We start from the raw sequence: 17,075 nt of genomic DNA on the forward strand, positions 1-17,075 counted from the left end.
AGAATACAAAGGTGGGTTACAGGCCCCGCCGCCGGGCGGCGTAGCGGACCAATAATGTGGCAAACACCATCACGCTCAGTGAGCTGATGGGCATCAGGATGGCCGACACGATGGGCGTGAATTTGCCCTGCACGGCCAAACCCAGGCCGATGCCGTTGTAGCAGAACGAAAGCACGAAGGTGGCCAGCACGATCTGCAGGCAGTCCTGGGAAAACTTGAGTACGGTGCCGAGCTGCCCGAAGCTGCCGGCGTCCAGGATAGCGTCGCAGGCGGGGGAGAAGTTGGTCAGGGTTTCCGAGAGGGCCACCCCGGCGTCGGCGCGCTGCAGGGCTCCGGCGTCGTTGAGCCCGTCGCCGACCATGACCACGCGCCGGCCCTGCTGCTGCTGGCGTTCCACGAAGTGCAGCTTATCGAGCGGCGACTGATTAAAGCGCAGCTCGGCCGCGGGCCCGAAGAGCTGGCGCAGGCGGGGCTCGTCGGCGGCGTTGTCGCCGGTGAGCAGGGCCAGCTGGTAGGTTTGGCCCAGCTCCCGCAGCAGCGAGCCCAGGCCGGGGCGGTACTCGCTGCTGACCTCGTACCAGCCGTGCACTAGTCCATCCAGGGCCACGTACACCCGGGCCTGCCGCTCGCCGGGCGGGGCTGCCGCGGGCAAATCGACGAAGGTGGCCGAGCCCAGGCGCACCTCCCGGCCCGCCACCACGCCGCGCAAACCCTGGCCCGTCGTTTCCCGAAAGCCTTCTACCGGCAGGGGCGCAGTGCCGAGCTTTTCGACCAGGCGCTGGCTGAGCGGGTGAGTTGATTGGCCGGCCAGGGCGGCCACGCGCTGCTCGTCTTCGGCACTCAGCCCAAGGCCGTGGAAGCTGACCACGGCGCGCTGGGTATCGGTGAGCGTGCCGGTTTTGTCGAATACCAAGGTAGTGGCCCGGCCCAGGGTTTCGACTACGGCCGCGTTTTTCAGATAGAGCTTGTGGCGGCCCAGCACCCGTAGGGCGGCGCCCAGGGCAAAGGGCGTGGCCAACGACAAAGCGCAGGGACAGGCAATAACCAGCACCGAAGTGCAGGCCCGTAGCGCCATTTGCGGGTCGCGCGGAAACCAGTAGAGCCCCGCGCCCAGGGCCAGCAGCAGGGTTACGGCCACGAAGTAGCGGCCCACCTGGTTGGCGTAGGTTTCTAGGGTGGGCTTGCCTTCCTTCTCAAAGGCGGGGTTGTTCCAGAGCTGGGTGAGGTAGCCCTGCGACACTTCGCGCACCACTTCCAGCTCCACGGCCTCGCCCACCTGCCGGCCGCCGGCGTACACGGTTTCCCCGGCCTGCTTGCGCACCGGCAGGCTTTCCCCCGACACGAAGCTGTAGTCAATCTGCCCGTTGCCGCGCAGCAGCACGGCGTCGGCGGGAATGATTTCCTGGTGCCGCACCCGGATGCGCTGACCCGCCTTGAGCTCTTTTACCGACACCGACTGCTCGCCGCCGTCCTTGTTTAGCACGGTCACGGCCACGGGAAAGTAGGAGGTGAAGTCCCGGTCGAAGCGCAGGGCGTCGTAGGTGCGCTGCTGCACCCACTTGCCGATGAGCATGAAGAACACCAGCCCGGTAAAGGAGTCGAAGTAGCCCGGGCCGCGGCCGGTGGCAAGGTCGAAGATGCTGGTCGTGAACAGGGCCGTCAGGCCCAGGCTGATGGGAAAGTCGAGGTTGATGTAGCGCTGCTTCAGGCCCTGCCAGGCGGAGAAGTAAAAGTCGCGGGCACTGATGAGCAGCACGGGCAGGGCCAGCAACAGGCTCAGGCCGCCGAAGAAGCGGCCAAACAGGCTTTGGAGCTGCTCAGTGAAGGAAAAATAGTCGGGAAAGGCCATCAGCATCACGTTGCCGAAGGCAAAGGCGGCCAGGCCCAGCTGGTAGGTCAGGCGCCGATTGGCATGGTGGGGTTGGGCGCCCAGCTCGGCCAGGGTTATGCGGGGCTCGTAGCCGATGGAAGCCAGCAACGTCACTACTGCCTGCAGGCTGGTGGTGGCGGGCTGGTAGCTCACCGTCAGCTCCTTGCGCAGGAAGTTGACCCGGGAGCTGCTGATACCGGGGTTGAGCTTGAACAGGTTTTCGAGCAGCCAGATGCAGGAGGCGCAGTGCATCTGCGGAATGGTGAAGGTGAGCCGGTGCAGCGTGGGCGACTGAAACGTGAGCAGCTGGCTTTGCACCGACTCCAGGGCGAGGTAGTCGAAGCGGCCGGGTAGCTCCACGGGCTGCACTTTCTGGCCGGGCTGCGCGTCGAGGCGGTAGTAGGTGCACAGGTTGCTGGCGTCGAGCAGCTCGTACACGGCCTTGCAGCCCTGGCAGCAGAAGGCCAGCGCGGGCCGGGCCGCCAGCCGAATTGGTTCTTCGGGGCAGTCGTCGCCGCAGTGGGCGCAGGCCAGGTGGGAGCGGGGCGGGGCAACGGGAGCAGGGGCAGGAGTCACGGGCAAGGCGAAGCGGATTGGAAACCCAAAGCTCCGACCCGGAGCCCGCCGAAAAGCTGACGAACGTCAGGTGCCGCGCTGATTCATCTCAGCCTAAACTCCCGGACCGAACCCGCATCTTTGCCGTGTTGTTCCGTGCTGGTCGGGCCGCCGCTGCTGTCGGTCCGACCAGCTTTTTTGCCTGCGTATTATGCCTCGTTCCCACGCTCCTGCTGCCCTGCTGCTGGTGCTGGCCCTGTTCGTCTGGGCCGGTATGGTGGCCGGCATTTCCTTTCTGGAAGCCCCGCTTAAGTTCACCGCGCCTAATATTACGGTGCCGTTGGGGCTGGGCATTGGCCGTATCGTGTTTGCCGCGCTGAATAAAGTAGAGCTGCTGCTGGCCGCCGTGGCCGTGGGCAGCGCGTTGGTATTGCGCGTGCCGGCCCATCTTGCCACCACCCTGGGGTTGCTCAGCGGCGTGCTGCTGCTCCAAACCTTCTGGCTCTTGCCCGCTTTGGATGCGCGGGCCCTGGCTTTGCTGGCCGGCCACCCGGCCCCGCCCAGCTCCCTGCACCTGGTCTATATCGGCCTGGACGTGGTGAAGCTGCTGACCCTGCTGCTCACCGGCAGCTGGGCCTTCCGCTGGGCGCTGCAGGTAGCCCGCGGGCAGGTCCTCAACCGTAAAGCCGCCCAGCTGGCCGCCTGATTGCCCGATTGTATTTCCCCCTGCTCATGACTGATTCCCGCCCCGATATTCAGACCGAAGCCGACGTGCAGCGCCTGGTCGATACCTTCTACCAGAAAGTAAACCAGGACGAGCTGCTCGACCCGGTCTTCAACGGCTTTGCCCACGTAGATTGGCAGCGCCACCTGCCCATTATGTACGATTTCTGGAGCAGCCTGCTGCTGGGCACCTCGCGCTACTCGGGCCGGCCCTTCCCCAAGCACATGCCGCTGCCCGTTGATGCCACCCACTTCACCCGCTGGATGCAGCTCTTCGAAGCCACCGTCGATGAGCTTTTCGCCGGCCCCGTGGCCGATATTGCCAAAGTGCGGGCCCTGAATATTGCCACCATGTTTGAGTACCGCCTCCGCAAGCGCGACCCGCTCTCATTGCTGTAAACCACCAAACGTCCTGTCGACCATTCTGCGCTTCAAGCAGAGAGGAGACATCTCGCGTGCTGACGTTGTAGTGGCGTATGTCATGCTGAGCGAAGTCGAAGCATCTCTACTGCTTCGTTGTCAAAGCAATTTGATTACCACTGCGGTAGAGATGCTTCGACTTCGCTCAGCATGACGTTCTATAGTAACTAAGCTAACGGCCCCAACCGCTACCAGTGGGCCCGGCGCAGCTTCTCGGGCTGCAATACCCGAATGTTCTTGGGTGTGAGCTCAATCAGGCCGTCGTTCTTGAACTCGCTCAGGGTCCGGATCAGGGACTCGGGGGCGGTGCCGACCAGGGCGGCCATGTCGTCGCGGGAGAGGTAGATGGCCGCGTCGGGGGCGGTGGCGGCCTGCTCGTGCATGCGCAGCAGGGTGTCGGCCACGCGGCGCCGGATGGAGTTGTAGGCCATGCCCAGCAGCTGCTGCTCCCGCTCGGTGACCCGGCCCGCCAGCAGGCGGATAAACTGCTGGCCCACCGCGGGATTCTTCAGCAGCTGGGCAAAATCGTCGCGGGGGATGTAGACCAGCTCGGAGTCGTCGAGGGCCACGGCCGAGTCGCTGTGGGCGGTGTGCTCGAGCAGGGGTAGGTAACCGAAAAATTCGCCGGGGCCGTAGAGGCCCGTTATCAGCTCCTTGCCGCCCGCCGTGGCTTTCACGGTTTTGACCCGGCCACTTTTCACGAAGTACACCCGGGTGGGCTCGTCGCCTTCGAGGTAGATGTCATGCTTTTTGCGGACGGGGTGCACCCGGCGGTCGGCCGAGAGGCTTTCCAGGTTGGCCACGGCCCGGGCATCGTCCAGGAATTCGTTGAGCCCGCCGGGGGCCTGCAGGTCGTAGTCGGGCTTGAGGTGGCGGAAGCGGTTGAGCCGGCCCGTAATGGCGCTCAGCAGCTCGGCCTCGTCGAAGGGCTTGGTCAGGTAGTCGTCGGCGCCCAGCTCCATGCCGCGGCGCTGGTCGCTCCGCTCGGTTTTGGCCGTCAGAAAGATAAAGGGCACACCGGCTAGTTGGGGGTTCTGGTTGAAGATCTGGAGCACCCCGTAGCCGTCGAGCACCGGCATCATAATGTCGCACACCACCAGGTCGGGCTTGGTACCCAAGGCCAGCTCCACGCCGAGTTTGCCATTCTCGGCCGTCAGCACGTGGTAGCCCGAGAGCTCCAGGATTTCGGCCGTGTTTTCGCGAATCAGCTCGTTGTCCTCAATCAGCAGGATGGTTTTCATAGCGGAATGGTGATGGTGACGGTCGTGCCCACGTTCAGCTCACTGTCCAGCGCAATCGTGCCATCCATGAGCTCCAAATAGCGGGCAATGATGTAGAGGCCCAGGCCGGTGCCGGGCAGGTTGGCCGCGTTGCGGGCCCGGAAAAACCGCTCGAACAAGTGCTCCTGGTCTTCCCTCGAAATGCCCAGGCCCTGGTCCTGCACCCGCAGGGTGAGTTGGCCCGGCTGGCAGTCGGCCAGCACGCGCACCAGGGAGTTTTCGCCCGAGTACTTAATGGCGTTGGAAAGCAGGTTGACCAGGATTTTGCGCAGCAACGACGGGTCGAGGCGCACCGGGCCGGGGCAGAGGACCTGCCGCTCGATACGCTGCCCGGTTTTGAGCATGCCCTGCACGTCGAGCACGGTTTCTTCCAGCAGGCCGCCCAAATCCAGTTCCACCGGCCGGGCTTCGATTTTGCCTTCCTCAATGCGGCCCACCGAGAGAAACTCTTCCAGAATATCGTTCAGGTGGTTCACCGAGGCCCGAATGCGCTGCAAATGCTTCAGGCGCTTGTCCTGCTGCTCGGTGGCGGGGTATTTCTCGATCAGCGTGGCCGAGGTAAGCACCGCCGTGAGCGGGGTCCGGAACTCGTGGGAGGCCATGCTCACGAAGCGCGACTTGAGCTCCCCCAATTCCTGCTCGGCGGCCAGGGCCTGGGTCAGCTCCTGGCCGCGCTGCTCGAGCTGTTCCAGGGTGCTGAGCAGGGCGTGGGTGCGGTCGGCTACTTTCTGCTCGAGCTCGGCGTTGAGGCGCTCCACGTACTCGCGCTGGGCAATCAGCTCCCGCTCAGCTTCCTTTTTAAAGGTGATGTCGAGCACGTAGGCCACCACGTAGAGCTCCTCGTCGAGGTGGAAATAGCTCAGGCTGACTTCCACCGGGAACACCGAGCCGTCTTTGCGCTGGCCCAGCAGGTCGCGGTTGTGGCCCATGCCCCGCACCGAGGGTTTCTCATTAAAGGAAGCCCGGAGCTTGTCGTGGTGGCGGCCGGCGGCGTTGGGCACCAGCACGTCGATGCTGCGGCCCATGAGCTCCTGGGGCCGGTAGCCGAAGAGCTGTTCGGACAGCTGGTTGGCCGAGACGATGGTGCCGGGCCGGTCGCAGACGATGATGCCGATGGTGGCATTGGTAAAGACGGCTTCGAAGCGGCGCACGCTGTGGGCCAGCTCCCGCTCGGCCTGCTGCAGGCGGTTTTGCTCGGTGAGGCGTACCAGCAGGTACGGCTGCCCGCTGTGCTCAAAATACGCCAGCTCGACCCGGCCCCAGAACGTACCGCCCGCACCGTAGCGCCGGATTTCGGCCTCAATTTCCTGGCGGCCTTCGCGCCGGGTTTGGACGCACAGGGCTTCCCACTGGCCCTCGGCCCAGGGTGTGGCGCGCAGGGTGCGACTGGGGTCCGCGAGAAAATCCGCTTCCGACGGGTAGCCCAGCAGCTGCAGCCCGGCCGGGTTGACCTGGGTAAACCAGCCCCGGGTCAGGTCATAAATTCCCACAAACTCCCGGGCCTGGGTGTAAAGCAAATCGAGCAGGGCGGGAGCGAAGGAGGCAGGCAGCATAGAGCGGAATACGCGCCCGAGCAGCAGAAAGGCCCGGCGGCGGGTGCGAAGATAAAAGACGGCAGCTTGGGGCCGGGGCTGATAAAAATCAGGTAGCCCCCTGACCGGCATCATCCCGGCGGCCGGACCGGGCCGGTAATTTTACGGCTGCACCCTTAGCCCGAGTTCCGATGTCCACTTTTCCTTCCCATTCTGTGCGGCCCCCCGAGGCGGCGGTGCTGCTGGTGCTGCTGCCCGCGGTGGGCGCGGTCCGCCCGGCCCCAGCCGCCCTACAGGCCCTGCAGCGGCAGCTGGGCTCGGCCGTGCGGGTGCTGCGGGTAGAGGAGGCCCGCCACCCGGCCGTGGTGCGCAGCTTTGCGGCCACCGAGCTGCCGGCCCTGGTGCTGGTGCAGCAGGGCGTGGAGCTCTGGCGCCACCAGGGCCTGCCCACTGACGAGGCCCTGGCCCCGCTACTGCTCAGCAAGCTCCGGCCCACGGTGCCAGTCCTGCCCCAGGCGGTGCCCTAAGCGTACTGCGGCGGGCTAGGCAGGCCGGCAGGATACGTTGCCGCCAAGGGAAGCAGGCTCGAGTCGTAGCTTCTCATTTTTATTTTAATAGGTACTCCTCATCTGGCGTACCTTCTCAATTTTATTTTAGTAGGTACTCCACAATTGGCGTACCTATCAGATTTTATTTTGAAAGGTACTCCTGGGCTAAGCCCTTGCCCTGGCTGCCCCACTCACCCCGGTTATCCCTCTGAGCCCAGGGACGAATAGTGCTCACCTGAGGAAAAGGATGCAGGCCGACCAGCTTGCAGAGTATCGGACCTACCAAATTTCACGGCCCGCGGCGGCAGTTGGGGCAGGACGAGGCTTAGCCGGTAAGGCCGTAGGGCCAAACAGCGCCTTGCGCAGGGGCTCGTCGAGGTGGTAGATATCGGGCAGGAAGCGCAAGTGGCCGTTTTCGGCCACGCAGGTGGCGTAGCGGATGTGCAGGGGCAGGGCGCGGTGCAGTCGCACGTCGCGGGGCTGGGGCTGGCGGGCGCACTCGGCCTCGTTGGGCAGAGGCTCCCGGCGGCCTTCGCGCCGCAGCAGGTAGGCGGCCAGCCGCAGGGGCTGTTCCAGCCGGACGCAGCCGTGGCTCAGGGCCCGGTCGGGGCGGGTGAAGAACTGGCGCATGGGCGTGTCGTGCAGGTACACCGAGTAAGGGTTGGCAAAGCGAAAGACGATGTTGCCCAAGGCATTGTCGCAACCCGCCGCCTGCCGGATGGAATACCCAAAGCCGCGGGCCGTGACCTGGCGCCAGTCCACCGAATACGGGTCGAGCGGCAGGCCCCGGGCGTCATAGAGGCTGAGGCCGTTGCGGGCCAGGTAGCCGGCGTCTTCCCGCAGGCGGAGCAGCATTTCCTTTACGGCAATGGAGCGGGGCACCCGCCACTCGGGGGCCAGGGTAAAGTAACTGACGCGGCTGCTGAGCGTGGGCGTGGGCGTTTCGGGCTTGCCCACAATGACGCAGTGCCGGCGCACCACCGAGTCGTGGGCTACCACCTGCAGCTCGTAGGCCGGAATGTTGATCAGGATGTATGCTGAGTCGGGCGGCAGGGTCTCCCAGCGCCACCGCTCCAGATTCAGGGCCGCGTGCTCGTACTGCACCTGCCGGAAGACGGCCGAGTCGGGAGCTACGGGCCGGGTCAGCCACCGGGCCAAAGCCTGCTGCAGCTGCCGGTACTCGCAGTGGGTGGGCTGGGCGGCCCGCAGGGTGGCCGCCACGGTATTGCCGGACAAGGCCGCGCGCAGCTCCTCGGCTGGCTGCCAGACCTGCCCCCGCGCTTTTTCCCGCCCCGCCACGGTGTAGGTCCGGAGCCGGCCCCGGCCCAGGTCGAGCATGAAACGCAGCACGGCGTCGGTGAGAAGGAGTTCCAGCCGGGCCTGCTGCCGGGCCCGCCGACCGGAGGCAGTGGGCCGGGTCAGGGAGTCGCGCAGGGCCCGCAGGCGGGAGCCGCCGTAGTCGGCCGGGCGCAGGCCAAATTCCCGGGCCCGGTGCAGCAAGGCCAGCGCCTCCCGGGCTGGAGCATTCAGGCTGTCCGCCGCCAGCGTCCAGGCCGGTAGCACTTCCGCACCGTAAAACCGCCGCACCGCCGCGCCCACCTCCAGGCCCAGGCGCGCATCGGCCGCGGCGGCGCTGCCGGCCGCCGTGGTATCGAGCAGGGCCCGCAGCAGCGGGCCGGCCGACGCGGGTTCCGGGTCACGAAACTGGGCCAGGACCACGGCCGGCAGCTCCCCAACGCGGGCCGGAGAGGAGCACCAGCTAGTTAGCAAGAGCAAAGGGGCCACCCAGCTCAGCCGCCAGCCGCGGCCGGCCCGGCGTGGGTTTTGGGCGGCGGTGGCAGCACCGGAAGGATGGTCGGAGCTTGGGGAAGCCGCAGAAGAAGAAGGTGCGCGCATGGGAAGGGGAGCAGAGCTGGAGCCTCGGAGCCGGTTGAGCAGCCCTGGCGGAGCTCAGTAGCAAGGGTGTTCAGGCCAGCTGCAAGAGTAGCCGAAACGCCGCCCCGGACAACTGACAAAAATCAGCTGCGGCGCCTGACTTCCGGCAGGGGAAGACCAGCCCCGCGGCGCGTTCTTGCTGCCGCATTCTCACCCTTTCACTTCCTGGCAATGGCTGCTTCCCTGCTTGTACTGACCGACTTCCGCCAGCCCGCCGCCCGGGCCCTGGACTATGCCGCCGCGCTGGCCGGGGTGCTGGAAGCGCCGCTGGTGGTGCTGCACGTGTGTGCCCCCGGTATTCTGGACTCCGAGCTGCTCACCGCGCCCCAGCCCCGCCGCAGTCCGGACGTAGCGGCCCGGGCCCTGGCCTGCCTCACGGAAGATTTGCCGGTACCGGCCGTAACCGAAGTGCAGCAGGGCCGCGTGGCCGAGGCCGTAACCGGGGCCTTGCGCCAGCACCAGCCCGCCCTGCTGGTGCTGGGCCGCCCGCGCCACGAGGAGCTGCCCGACGAGCTGGCCACGACCACGGCCCTGGAGCTGCTGCCAACCACAACCCGGCCCATGCTGGTCGTGCCCGAGCAAGCCGTTGTGGGGCTGCCCCGCCGGGTGCTGCTGGCCCTAGATAACGAGCCGTATGAGCTGCCCGAATCGGCCCTTGTGGTGGACCGGCTGCTAAACCCGCTGCACGCCCGCCTTACGGTTTTGCACGTTGGGGCCGGGCCCGCTGAGGAGGCCGCCCGGCCCGCTGAGGAGGCCGCGGCGCTGCTGGGCCTGAGTCCGGAGCTGCCGCTCAAAACCCGGACGCTGCGCCACGCCTGGCCCGCCGACGCCATTCTGGCCGCCGCCGGGAGCGGGGAGTTCGACCTGGTCATTCTGCTGGCCCGGCGGCGGAGCGTGCTCGGCCACCTGTTTCACCACAGCGTCACGGCCCAGGTGCTGCTGCACAGCCCGGTGCCGGTGCTGGTACTACCCGCCCAGTAGCGGTGGCGGGCTTCCGGTTTGCCGGCAAACCGGAAGCCCGGGTGCAAAGCGCGTCCCCACAACAAGCTTTGCACCCGGGCTTTGGTCAATGACTGCCGGGCCGGCGCGGCGCGGGCCGCTACTCAAGGCAGCTGGGTGCACACGAGCAGCACCTTCACGTCCACCGACTTGGCAATATTGTCGCGGACCAAAGACGGAATTTCGATGTTGTAGTCGGCCGGGGCCACGGCGAAGGTGGAGGTTATCAGCAGCTGGTCGTCCTTGATTTCGAGCGTGCCCGGCACCTTGATTTTGCGCTTCACCCCGTGAATGGTCAAAAAGCCCTGCACCTCCACCGGCTGGGGGGCTTTCTTGAGCTTGGCCCCGGCCGGCAAGGCCAGCAGTTTGCCGCTGAAGGTGGCCTTGGGGTATTTGTCCGACTCGGCGTAGTTTTCGTGGAAGTGCTCCTCCATCAGGTGGCGCTTGAAGTGAAACGCCCTCATGGGCGCCGAAAAAGCCACCCGCCCCGTCACCAGGTCGACCATGGCGGCCACCTGCTGGTTCTGGGACTCGATATCCTCGATGGGCGTGCTGGAGAAAAAGGTAATCTGCCCGTAGTTGGTGCCGTACTTGAGTTGGAAAGCCGAGTGGCTGGAAGAAGGCAATTCCACGGCCGGCCCAGTCGAGGCCGTGCCCGTGGGGCTGGTCGGGAGTTCGGTCGTCTGGGCCCGGGCCGCAAAGCCCAGGCCGAACAGCGCCCAGCCGACGCCAAGCGTAATTTTAGAGAGCATAAGCAGTAACGGTTAGCGTGGTGAAAAGCGGTGCTCGGGAGTTAGCGGCCCGCCTACGGCGTAGCCACCGACCACACGCCCCCGACCCCGTCGCCTTCCACCTTGCTGCGGGTGGCTCCGTCGGGGGCGTAGTAATAGAGCGGCAGGCCCTTGTAGGTGGTTTGCTGCCGGGTGGTATTGTTGGGCCCGTCGGGCCGGGTGATGACCCCAAAGTCGCTGCTTTTCAGCATTGAGGGCAAGTTGCGGCCCGTTTCCAGGTATACCGGCCACGTCGTGATGCAGCCCCCGCTGCAGTTGGTGCTTTGAGTGGTCGGCTTGGTCTGGTCCAGGGCGAAGGTGTAGAGCGTGCGGCCCTGACTGTCGATGAGGAAGCTTTTCTGAGTGGTTTGGGTGGTGGTTTTGTTGGTCACGTTGGCCCGGGCCAGGAGCAGGCCGTAGTCGGGCTTCATCACAAACCAGACGTTGCCCACGTTTTCTCCTTTCACTTCGCCGGGCTGTTCGCGCACGTTCTGGCCGCTGCCGTTGGCCGGGGCGTAGTAGTACATGGGCCAGCCTTTGTAAGTGGTCTGCTTCTGGCCGTCGGTGGTGGTAATGGTGGCAAAGTCCTCGGCTTTCAACCCGTCGCCCACCACCAGGTTTTCGGCGTAAAACAGGGGCCACAGGGCTGCGCAGCCCCCCGTGCAGGAATTGGTGCCGGCCAGGTCCCGGCCGAAGTAGTAGAGGGTATTGCCTTGGGCATCAACGAGGTATTTGCCCAGCGTGGCGTTGGTTTCGAGGCGGATGGCGGGCTTAGGCGCGGCGGCATCGTCGTCCTGGGAGCTGCTGCAACCCGCCAGGCTCAGCGCGGTACCCAGCAGGAACCCTACCGCTCCGTAACGAAACAAGCGGCGGCCAAGGGCATAGAAGGTCTGACCAAGCATAATATGCACGGAAAAAAGGTGGGAGGAAATGATAGGAGGCAGGCCGCCCATCGGCGCGGGCCGCCCCGGACCCAATAGCTCGGCGGTATTTCCAACTGTGTGGCCAGCACGCGGAAAATGGGCGCCGGAACCGGGCCTGCCCAGCCGCCGGAGCGGCTAGCTGAATACTTACTCGGCGGCGCGGCCGAAAGGGTTGCCTGCGGCCTCATGGGGGGCGCAGTATTTTTTTCGGCCCCGTTTTACACCAAACAAAGCAAGCCGCTGCGGCCCCCGAATTTCTCAGGAGCCGCAGCGGCTTGCTAGGGTGGGCCGAAGCCCGGGCAGAAAAGCTTAATGCACGATGCGCAGCTCGTAGTGCGGCTCGGCCGAGGTAGTCTCCCCGCCGTGCTCCACGGCAAAGGCGCCCACCCGGCTGGGGCCGTAGCCCAGGTTTACTTTCACGAATTCGTTGCGGGTGGGCAGCATCCCGATGATTTCCTGGCGCAGCAGCTGCAAGTCGTCCCGCAGGTTTTGCAGGCGCTGCTCCACCTCGTCGGCGTGCTGGTCGAAGCTGCCGGTGGCGGGGCGGTGGTCAAAGGCCGCATTGGCTTGGGCTTCGGCCGCGGCGTTGTTGGGCAAGGACTTGGACTCGACGACGGCCTTGCGCAGGTCTTCTTCGGCCTCCAGGTAGGCTTTTACTTTGTCTTCGAGCGGAATCAGGTTAGGGTCGAGGTAGTCGAGGTTGCTGGCCATTGCAGAAAGGGCGAAAAGGAAAGAAGGGTTGCGGGAAAACAACGCAGATCGGGGCCGGAAAGATACAGGCCCGTCCCGATTTCCGGCCGGCCCCCGCTGTTTTTCGTACCCTGTGGCAACTCCTCTTACCTTTGCGACATGTCCCAATCTCCTGCTCCCGACCCCATCGGCCACGCCCTGCTGGCGTATCTACAAGGCAACAAGAAGGCCGAGCTGACCGTGCACAGCAACGTGGCCGACGAAGAGCCGCTGCCGGCCAGCTACTTTTTCCGCACCCTTTGGGAAATGCCCGAGCTGGAGCGCACCGCCCTGGAAGAATGCCGCGGCCGGGTGCTCGACGCCGGGGCCGGGGCCGGCTGCCACAGCCTGGAGCTGCAAAGCCGGGGCTTTCAGGTCAAGGCCATCGACGCCTCCCCCGGCGCGGTGCAGGTGCTGCAGCAGCGCGGGGTGCAGGAAGCCGCTTGCCACAACCTGTTCGAGCTGCCCGCCACCGAGCATTACGACACGATTCTGATGCTCATGAACGGTATTGGGCTGGTGGGCACGCTCGAAGGGCTGGAGAAGTTTCTGCAGCAGGCCAAGCACCTGCTGGCCCCCGGCGGCCAGATTCTGGCCACTTCCTCCGACATCAGCTACCTCTACGAAGACGAGGACGGCGCCCTGGTGCTCAACCTCAACGGCCCTTACTACGGCGAGGTGGAGTATTCCATGCGCTACGGCGAGGAAACCGGGGCTACTTTCGACTGGCTTTTCGCCGATGCCAGCCTGCTGCAGGACTACGCCGAGGAAGCCGGCTACCAAGTTGAGTTCCTGGGCGAAGACGACCAGCAGCAGTATTTGGTGCGCCTCACCCTCAAGCAGCAGAATATCGACAACCAGTAAGTTCGCCGGCTGCATGCGCAGCCGGCGCCGGTCGGCGGGCCGGCTTTCTTTACCGCTTTACCCGTTTATGGAATACGCCAAAACCTACACTGCCCGCTGGGCCGACATGGACCCCAACGTCCACATGCGCCACTCGGCCTACACCGATTACGCCGCCCAGCTGCGCCTCGAGTTCCTGGCCGAGGCAGGCTTCCCGATGAAGCGCTTCGCCGAGCTGGGCATCGGCCCGATTCTGTTCCGCGAAGACACCCGCTTCCTCAAGGAAATCAGCCTGAGTGAGGCCATCAAGGTCACCGCCGAGCTCAGCGGCCTCAGCGCCGACGGGGCCCGGTGGCGCATCATTCACACCATCTACAAAGCCGACGGCCGCGTGGCCGCCACCGTGGCCGTCGACGGCGCCTGGCTCGATCTGCGCCTGCGCAAGCTCACCGTGCCCCCCGTCGAAATGGTAGCCGCCATGCTCAAGCTCGACAAGCACGAGTCCTACGCCGACATCGAGCGGGGACAGAAGTAGGGTGCTCAAGTGCTAATGGCAGGAATGTGCTAATGCTTGACGTGTGTGAATGTGCTAAATGTGGTTGAATGTGAGGAATGAGGGGGAATGTGTCCTTGCGAGCTTGCGAAGCCATCCGTCCTCTGAAATGTGCTCCGCTCTTTAATGTGAAAAGCCCTTTATCGAACTACCGATAAAGGGCTTTCTGGTACAAGAACGAGTTGTACTGCGCAGAGGACGGATGGCTTCGGCTGCGCCTCGCAAGGACAGATAAGCATTAGCACATTTCCCCACATCAGCACCTGAGCATATTAACTCACTGCTTTGGTAATGCGCTCCAGCTGCTTCTGGTGGTGCAGCACGTGGTCGACCATGAAGTCCAGGGTCTGGTAGATGTTGAGCATGCCCGAGCGGGGGTGCTTGAAAATGTCGCGGTTGAGCAGCAGACTGGGAAACTCGTTGAGGATTTGCTCCAGCTGCCGGCGCACCCGCTCCCAGTCGGCGCGCAGCTCGGGCAGGGGCGGCACCGTGTCGGGCGTTAGGGCGGCCAGGTATTTGGGGGCTTTGAAGCGCAGAAACGGCAGCCGCAGGGCCAGGCGCAGCACCCGGGAGCGGACGAAGGTCATAAAGCTGGTTTTGGTCAGGCCTTCTTCCTGCTGAATCTTCTTGCTGATGTACTGCCCAATGCCGGTTTCGGCCACCAGCAGGTGCTGCACCACCTGGGCCGCCGACCATTGTCCCACCCCGGGCGACTGGTGGGCTTTCTCCCCCAGGGCCTCGACCGAGGCCAGCAGGCGAGTAGTGGCTTGCTCGAGCTGCTCGAAGCGGATGTGCAGACGATGATTCATGCGGGCGGAGGCGGAAAGAAGTCAGTAGATTTGGGCAAAAGGTACGTAAAATACCCCGTTGCAGCTCGGCCCTACCCCAGGCGCCTGGGCGGCCACGGGCTGGTTTTTCGGCCTTCTACTCCGCCCGGCATGAATTTCTGCTTTTCTTCCTTAGGCTGCTTTCCAGCGGCAAACTGCGGCAACGAAGCCGGGCCGTCCTTATGCCGGTTCCGCCGATGAGCGACGCTAAAGCCCCAGTTGCCCGGCTTCCGTCGTCCGGCTCCCGCAGTTGGCCGCTCACCGCCGGTATCTTTCTGCTGTACTGTCTGTACCTGCCGTTTTCGGCTTGCTCCGCAATGGTGTATGACGCGCTGGGCTACTGGACATTGACCGAGCGGTTTTTTCGGGCCGGAAGCTTCCATTTTCTGGCCTACGATGATGCGCTGCGGGGCTACCTACTGCCCTTGCTCAACCTGCCGGCCAAGGCCGTGGCCCACTTCACCGGGGCTGCCCCGCTCACGCTTACCCGCCTGATGGGGGCCGCCTACGCGGCGCTGCTCTTTGGCTGGGCCGGGCCGGCGCTGTGGCTGCGGCTGTTTCCGCGCCACCGCCTGGACTGGCTGCCGCGGCTGGCATTTGCCGGGCTGGGCTTCCTGTTCTGGCGCGACTATTTCAACTTCGTGCTGTCCGACTTTCCGGCCGTGCTGGCCCTGGTGCTGAGCTTGTGGCTGGTGCTGGGCCGGGGCGGACCAGGGGCGGCCGTGCTGGCCGGCGCCGGCCTGATGGCGGCCGCCAACATCCGGCCCGTGTACTTGCTGGCCGCCCCGGCGGTACTGTTGCTGAGCGTGCTGCATGTGCCCGGCCCGCGGCGCCTGGGGCAGCTCGGCGGGTTGCTATTGGGCGCGGCCCTGCTGGGTGGGCCCCAGCTGCTGCTCAACCAGCGCCACCACCACGTGGCTACGCCCCTGGTGTTGTCGCGCGATGCCCGCCTGCCCACGGCCAACCTGTACCTGGCGCAGCTGGGTTGGGGGCTAGTTATTCAGAAGTACGAAACCAGCCTGGACCCGGCCTTTCCCGCCCCGCGCATGCTCTACACCGACCCGGCCGGCCAGGCCCTGCTGCAGCGCCTGCACACCCGCCATTTCACCAGCTACGCCCAGTATGCCGCTGCGACCCGGCGCGAGCCGCTGGCCTTTGTGGCTCTCTACGGCCGGCATTTGTTTAACGGCCTCGACGTACAGTATCCCAGCCCGTTCGTCACCCGAATTACCGCCCGGTCCCCGTGGCTGGCGGGGTTGCACTACTCGGTTTGGTTTGTGGCCCTGGTTGTGGCAGCGGCCGGCGGGCGGGCCGTGGACGGGCGCAGTTTGCTCACGGTAGCGGCCCTGCTGCTGCCGTGCCTGGCGGCGTTGCCCATTGCCATGGAGTGCCGGTTTCTGCTGCCCCTGCACCTGCTGCTGTACGCGGTGGCCTGCTTCGGCGGGGCCCAGTGGCGGCCCGCCTGGACGGCATTGCCTTGGCCCAGAATAGCCCTGCTGATGGCCGGCTACGCGGTATTTGTGCTACTCTGCTTGCGGCTTTCAACCCAAACCCAACGCCAGCTCACGGCCGACGTGCGGGTGCTGGCTCCGTTGGGCGGGACCGAGGCCCAGCGCTGAGAAAATGCTAGGCCGCCGCGTGGTCCGCCGTCCGGAAGGCGGCCGGCGTCAGGCCGGTTTTGCTTTTGAAAAGGCGGGTAAAATATTGCGGATACTCGAAGCCCAGCTGAAAGGCGGTTTCGTTGATGCTCAGCGAGGTGCTCAGCAGCAAGTGCTTGGCTTTTTCAATCAGGCCGTGGTGCAGGTGCTGCTGGGTGTTCTGGCCGGTGAGGGTGCGCAGCATGTCGCTCAGGTAAGCCGGCGACACGTGCAGCTGATCGGCAAAGTGCTGTACGGTGGGCAAGGGCAGTTCCCCGTCCTGGGCGAAGTAGGCCGTCAGCAGCGTTTCAAAGCGGGTCAGCAGGTCGTGCTCGGCCGTGCGCCGGGTCAGAAACTGCCGGTGGTAGAAGCGGTTGGCGTAGCTGAGCAGCACGTCGAGCTGGGCCACCAGCACGTCGTGGCTAAAGGCGTCGATGGGCTGCTGATACTCGCGCCGAATGTTGTGCATCAAGCCTTCCAGGGCCTGTTCCTCGGCGTCGGATAAGTGCAGGGCCTCGTTTACGGCGTAGGAAAAGAAGCCGTAGGTGCTGATTTTCTTGGCCAGCGGGTGCTTGAGCAGCAAGTCGGGGTGAAAGACCAGCATCCAGCCGCTAAGCTCCGAAATATCTACCGAGGGGCTGCCTTCGCAGAACTGCCCGGGCGCGTAAAACGCCAGCACGCCCTGGCTGAAATCGTAGGCCCGGTGCCCGTAGTGCAGCTTGCCCTTGAGGTTTTTCTTCAGCGAAATAATGTAGAGCTGCCGCACAACCGGGCTGGTGGGCGGCACCAAATGGCGCGTCTTTTCCAGGTCAATAACGGTGAGCAGCGGGTGAGCCGGCGGCGGAAAGTTGAAGTGGCGGGTGAAATCCGACACGGTGGATAAAACCTTGAATTCGCGGGCTGACTGTTTCATAAGAGGAAAATAACCGGG

General features: G+C 65.0%; 16 protein-coding genes. 7 read left to right on the plus strand and 9 right to left on the minus strand.

Features of this window, described 5'->3' with window-relative positions; all coding sequences use genetic code 11:
- Positions 1 to 16: 16 nt before the first annotated feature.
- Positions 17 to 2,446, minus strand: coding sequence for a heavy metal translocating P-type ATPase (locus tag CLV45_RS06535; RefSeq protein ID WP_100336976.1), 2,430 nt, complete (start codon positions 2,444 to 2,446; stop codon positions 17 to 19).
- A gap of 190 nt (positions 2,447 to 2,636) precedes the next feature.
- Between CLV45_RS06535 and CLV45_RS06540 the strand changes: the two genes are divergently transcribed.
- Positions 2,637 to 3,131: a hypothetical protein gene (locus CLV45_RS06540; protein WP_211289911.1), complete on the plus strand. Its 495-nt coding sequence runs from the start codon at positions 2,637 to 2,639 to the stop codon at positions 3,129 to 3,131.
- 26 nt (positions 3,132 to 3,157) lie between these two features.
- Entirely contained in the window at positions 3,158 to 3,547 is a 390-nt protein-coding gene (locus CLV45_RS06545; protein WP_100335567.1) for a group III truncated hemoglobin, read from the plus strand.
- A 209-nt stretch (positions 3,548 to 3,756) separates the two neighbouring features.
- Here the strand turns inward: CLV45_RS06545 and CLV45_RS06550 are convergent, their stop codons facing one another.
- The gene (locus tag CLV45_RS06550) at positions 3,757 to 4,809 is read right to left on the minus strand and encodes a response regulator (protein ID WP_100335568.1); all 1,053 of its coding nucleotides are present in this window, start codon (positions 4,807 to 4,809) and stop codon (positions 3,757 to 3,759) included.
- Complete coding sequence (locus CLV45_RS06555; RefSeq protein WP_245882763.1) at positions 4,806 to 6,401, minus strand: sensor histidine kinase; 1,596 nt, start codon at positions 6,399 to 6,401, stop codon at positions 4,806 to 4,808. Before CLV45_RS06555 ends, CLV45_RS06550 begins: the two co-directional genes overlap by 4 nt.
- 170 nt (positions 6,402 to 6,571) lie before the next feature.
- Between CLV45_RS06555 and CLV45_RS06560 the strand changes: the two genes are divergently transcribed.
- Positions 6,572 to 6,907: a thioredoxin gene (locus tag CLV45_RS06560; protein WP_211289912.1), complete on the plus strand. Its 336-nt coding sequence runs from the start codon at positions 6,572 to 6,574 to the stop codon at positions 6,905 to 6,907.
- Positions 6,908 to 7,207: 300 nt separating this feature from the next.
- Here CLV45_RS06560 and CLV45_RS06565 read toward each other — a convergent pair whose 3' ends face one another.
- Positions 7,208 to 8,824 (minus strand): L,D-transpeptidase scaffold domain-containing protein, encoded by a 1,617-nt coding sequence (locus tag CLV45_RS06565; RefSeq protein WP_157807328.1) that lies wholly within the window; start codon positions 8,822 to 8,824, stop codon positions 7,208 to 7,210.
- A 210-nt stretch (positions 8,825 to 9,034) separates the two neighbouring features.
- Between CLV45_RS06565 and CLV45_RS06570 the strand changes: the two genes are divergently transcribed.
- Positions 9,035 to 9,844: a universal stress protein gene (locus CLV45_RS06570; RefSeq protein ID WP_170061821.1), complete on the plus strand. Its 810-nt coding sequence runs from the start codon at positions 9,035 to 9,037 to the stop codon at positions 9,842 to 9,844.
- Positions 9,845 to 9,966: 122 nt separating this feature from the next.
- On the opposite strand, the gene CLV45_RS06575 is transcribed toward CLV45_RS06570, so the two are convergent.
- The 3 genes from CLV45_RS06575 to CLV45_RS06585 form a co-directional block, all read right to left on the minus strand.
- Positions 9,967 to 10,614 (minus strand): YceI family protein, encoded by a 648-nt coding sequence (locus CLV45_RS06575; RefSeq protein WP_100335571.1) that lies wholly within the window; start codon positions 10,612 to 10,614, stop codon positions 9,967 to 9,969.
- Between the two features lie 53 nt (positions 10,615 to 10,667).
- Positions 10,668 to 11,534, minus strand: a complete 867-nt coding sequence (locus CLV45_RS06580) for a hypothetical protein (protein ID WP_170061822.1) — start codon at positions 11,532 to 11,534, stop codon at positions 10,668 to 10,670.
- Positions 11,535 to 11,864: 330 nt separating this feature from the next.
- The gene (locus tag CLV45_RS06585; RefSeq protein ID WP_100335573.1) at positions 11,865 to 12,266 is read right to left on the minus strand and encodes a hypothetical protein; all 402 of its coding nucleotides are present in this window, start codon (positions 12,264 to 12,266) and stop codon (positions 11,865 to 11,867) included.
- A 138-nt stretch (positions 12,267 to 12,404) separates the two neighbouring features.
- Between CLV45_RS06585 and CLV45_RS06590 the strand changes: the two genes are divergently transcribed.
- Together CLV45_RS06590 and CLV45_RS06595 are read left to right on the plus strand one after the other, a co-directional pair.
- Positions 12,405 to 13,148, plus strand: coding sequence for a class I SAM-dependent methyltransferase (locus CLV45_RS06590; protein ID WP_100335574.1), 744 nt, complete (start codon positions 12,405 to 12,407; stop codon positions 13,146 to 13,148).
- A 67-nt stretch (positions 13,149 to 13,215) separates the two neighbouring features.
- Entirely contained in the window at positions 13,216 to 13,662 is a 447-nt protein-coding gene (locus tag CLV45_RS06595) for an acyl-CoA thioesterase (protein ID WP_100335575.1), read from the plus strand.
- A gap of 290 nt (positions 13,663 to 13,952) precedes the next feature.
- Here CLV45_RS06595 and CLV45_RS06600 read toward each other — a convergent pair whose 3' ends face one another.
- Positions 13,953 to 14,489, minus strand: coding sequence for a DinB family protein (locus CLV45_RS06600; protein ID WP_100335576.1), 537 nt, complete (start codon positions 14,487 to 14,489; stop codon positions 13,953 to 13,955).
- Between the two features lie 215 nt (positions 14,490 to 14,704).
- Here CLV45_RS06600 and CLV45_RS06605 point away from each other — a divergent pair, with 215 nt between their 5' ends.
- Positions 14,705 to 16,126 (plus strand): hypothetical protein, encoded by a 1,422-nt coding sequence (locus CLV45_RS06605; RefSeq protein WP_157807329.1) that lies wholly within the window; start codon positions 14,705 to 14,707, stop codon positions 16,124 to 16,126.
- A gap of 7 nt (positions 16,127 to 16,133) precedes the next feature.
- Here CLV45_RS06605 and CLV45_RS06610 read toward each other — a convergent pair whose 3' ends face one another.
- Entirely contained in the window at positions 16,134 to 17,057 is a 924-nt protein-coding gene (locus tag CLV45_RS06610) for a helix-turn-helix domain-containing protein (RefSeq protein ID WP_100335578.1), read from the minus strand.
- Between the last annotated feature and the right edge of the window lie 18 nt (positions 17,058 to 17,075).

Origin of the sequence: Hymenobacter chitinivorans DSM 11115 (genome assembly GCF_002797555.1) — a bacterium.
GTDB classification, from domain to species: domain Bacteria; phylum Bacteroidota; class Bacteroidia; order Cytophagales; family Hymenobacteraceae; genus Hymenobacter; species Hymenobacter chitinivorans.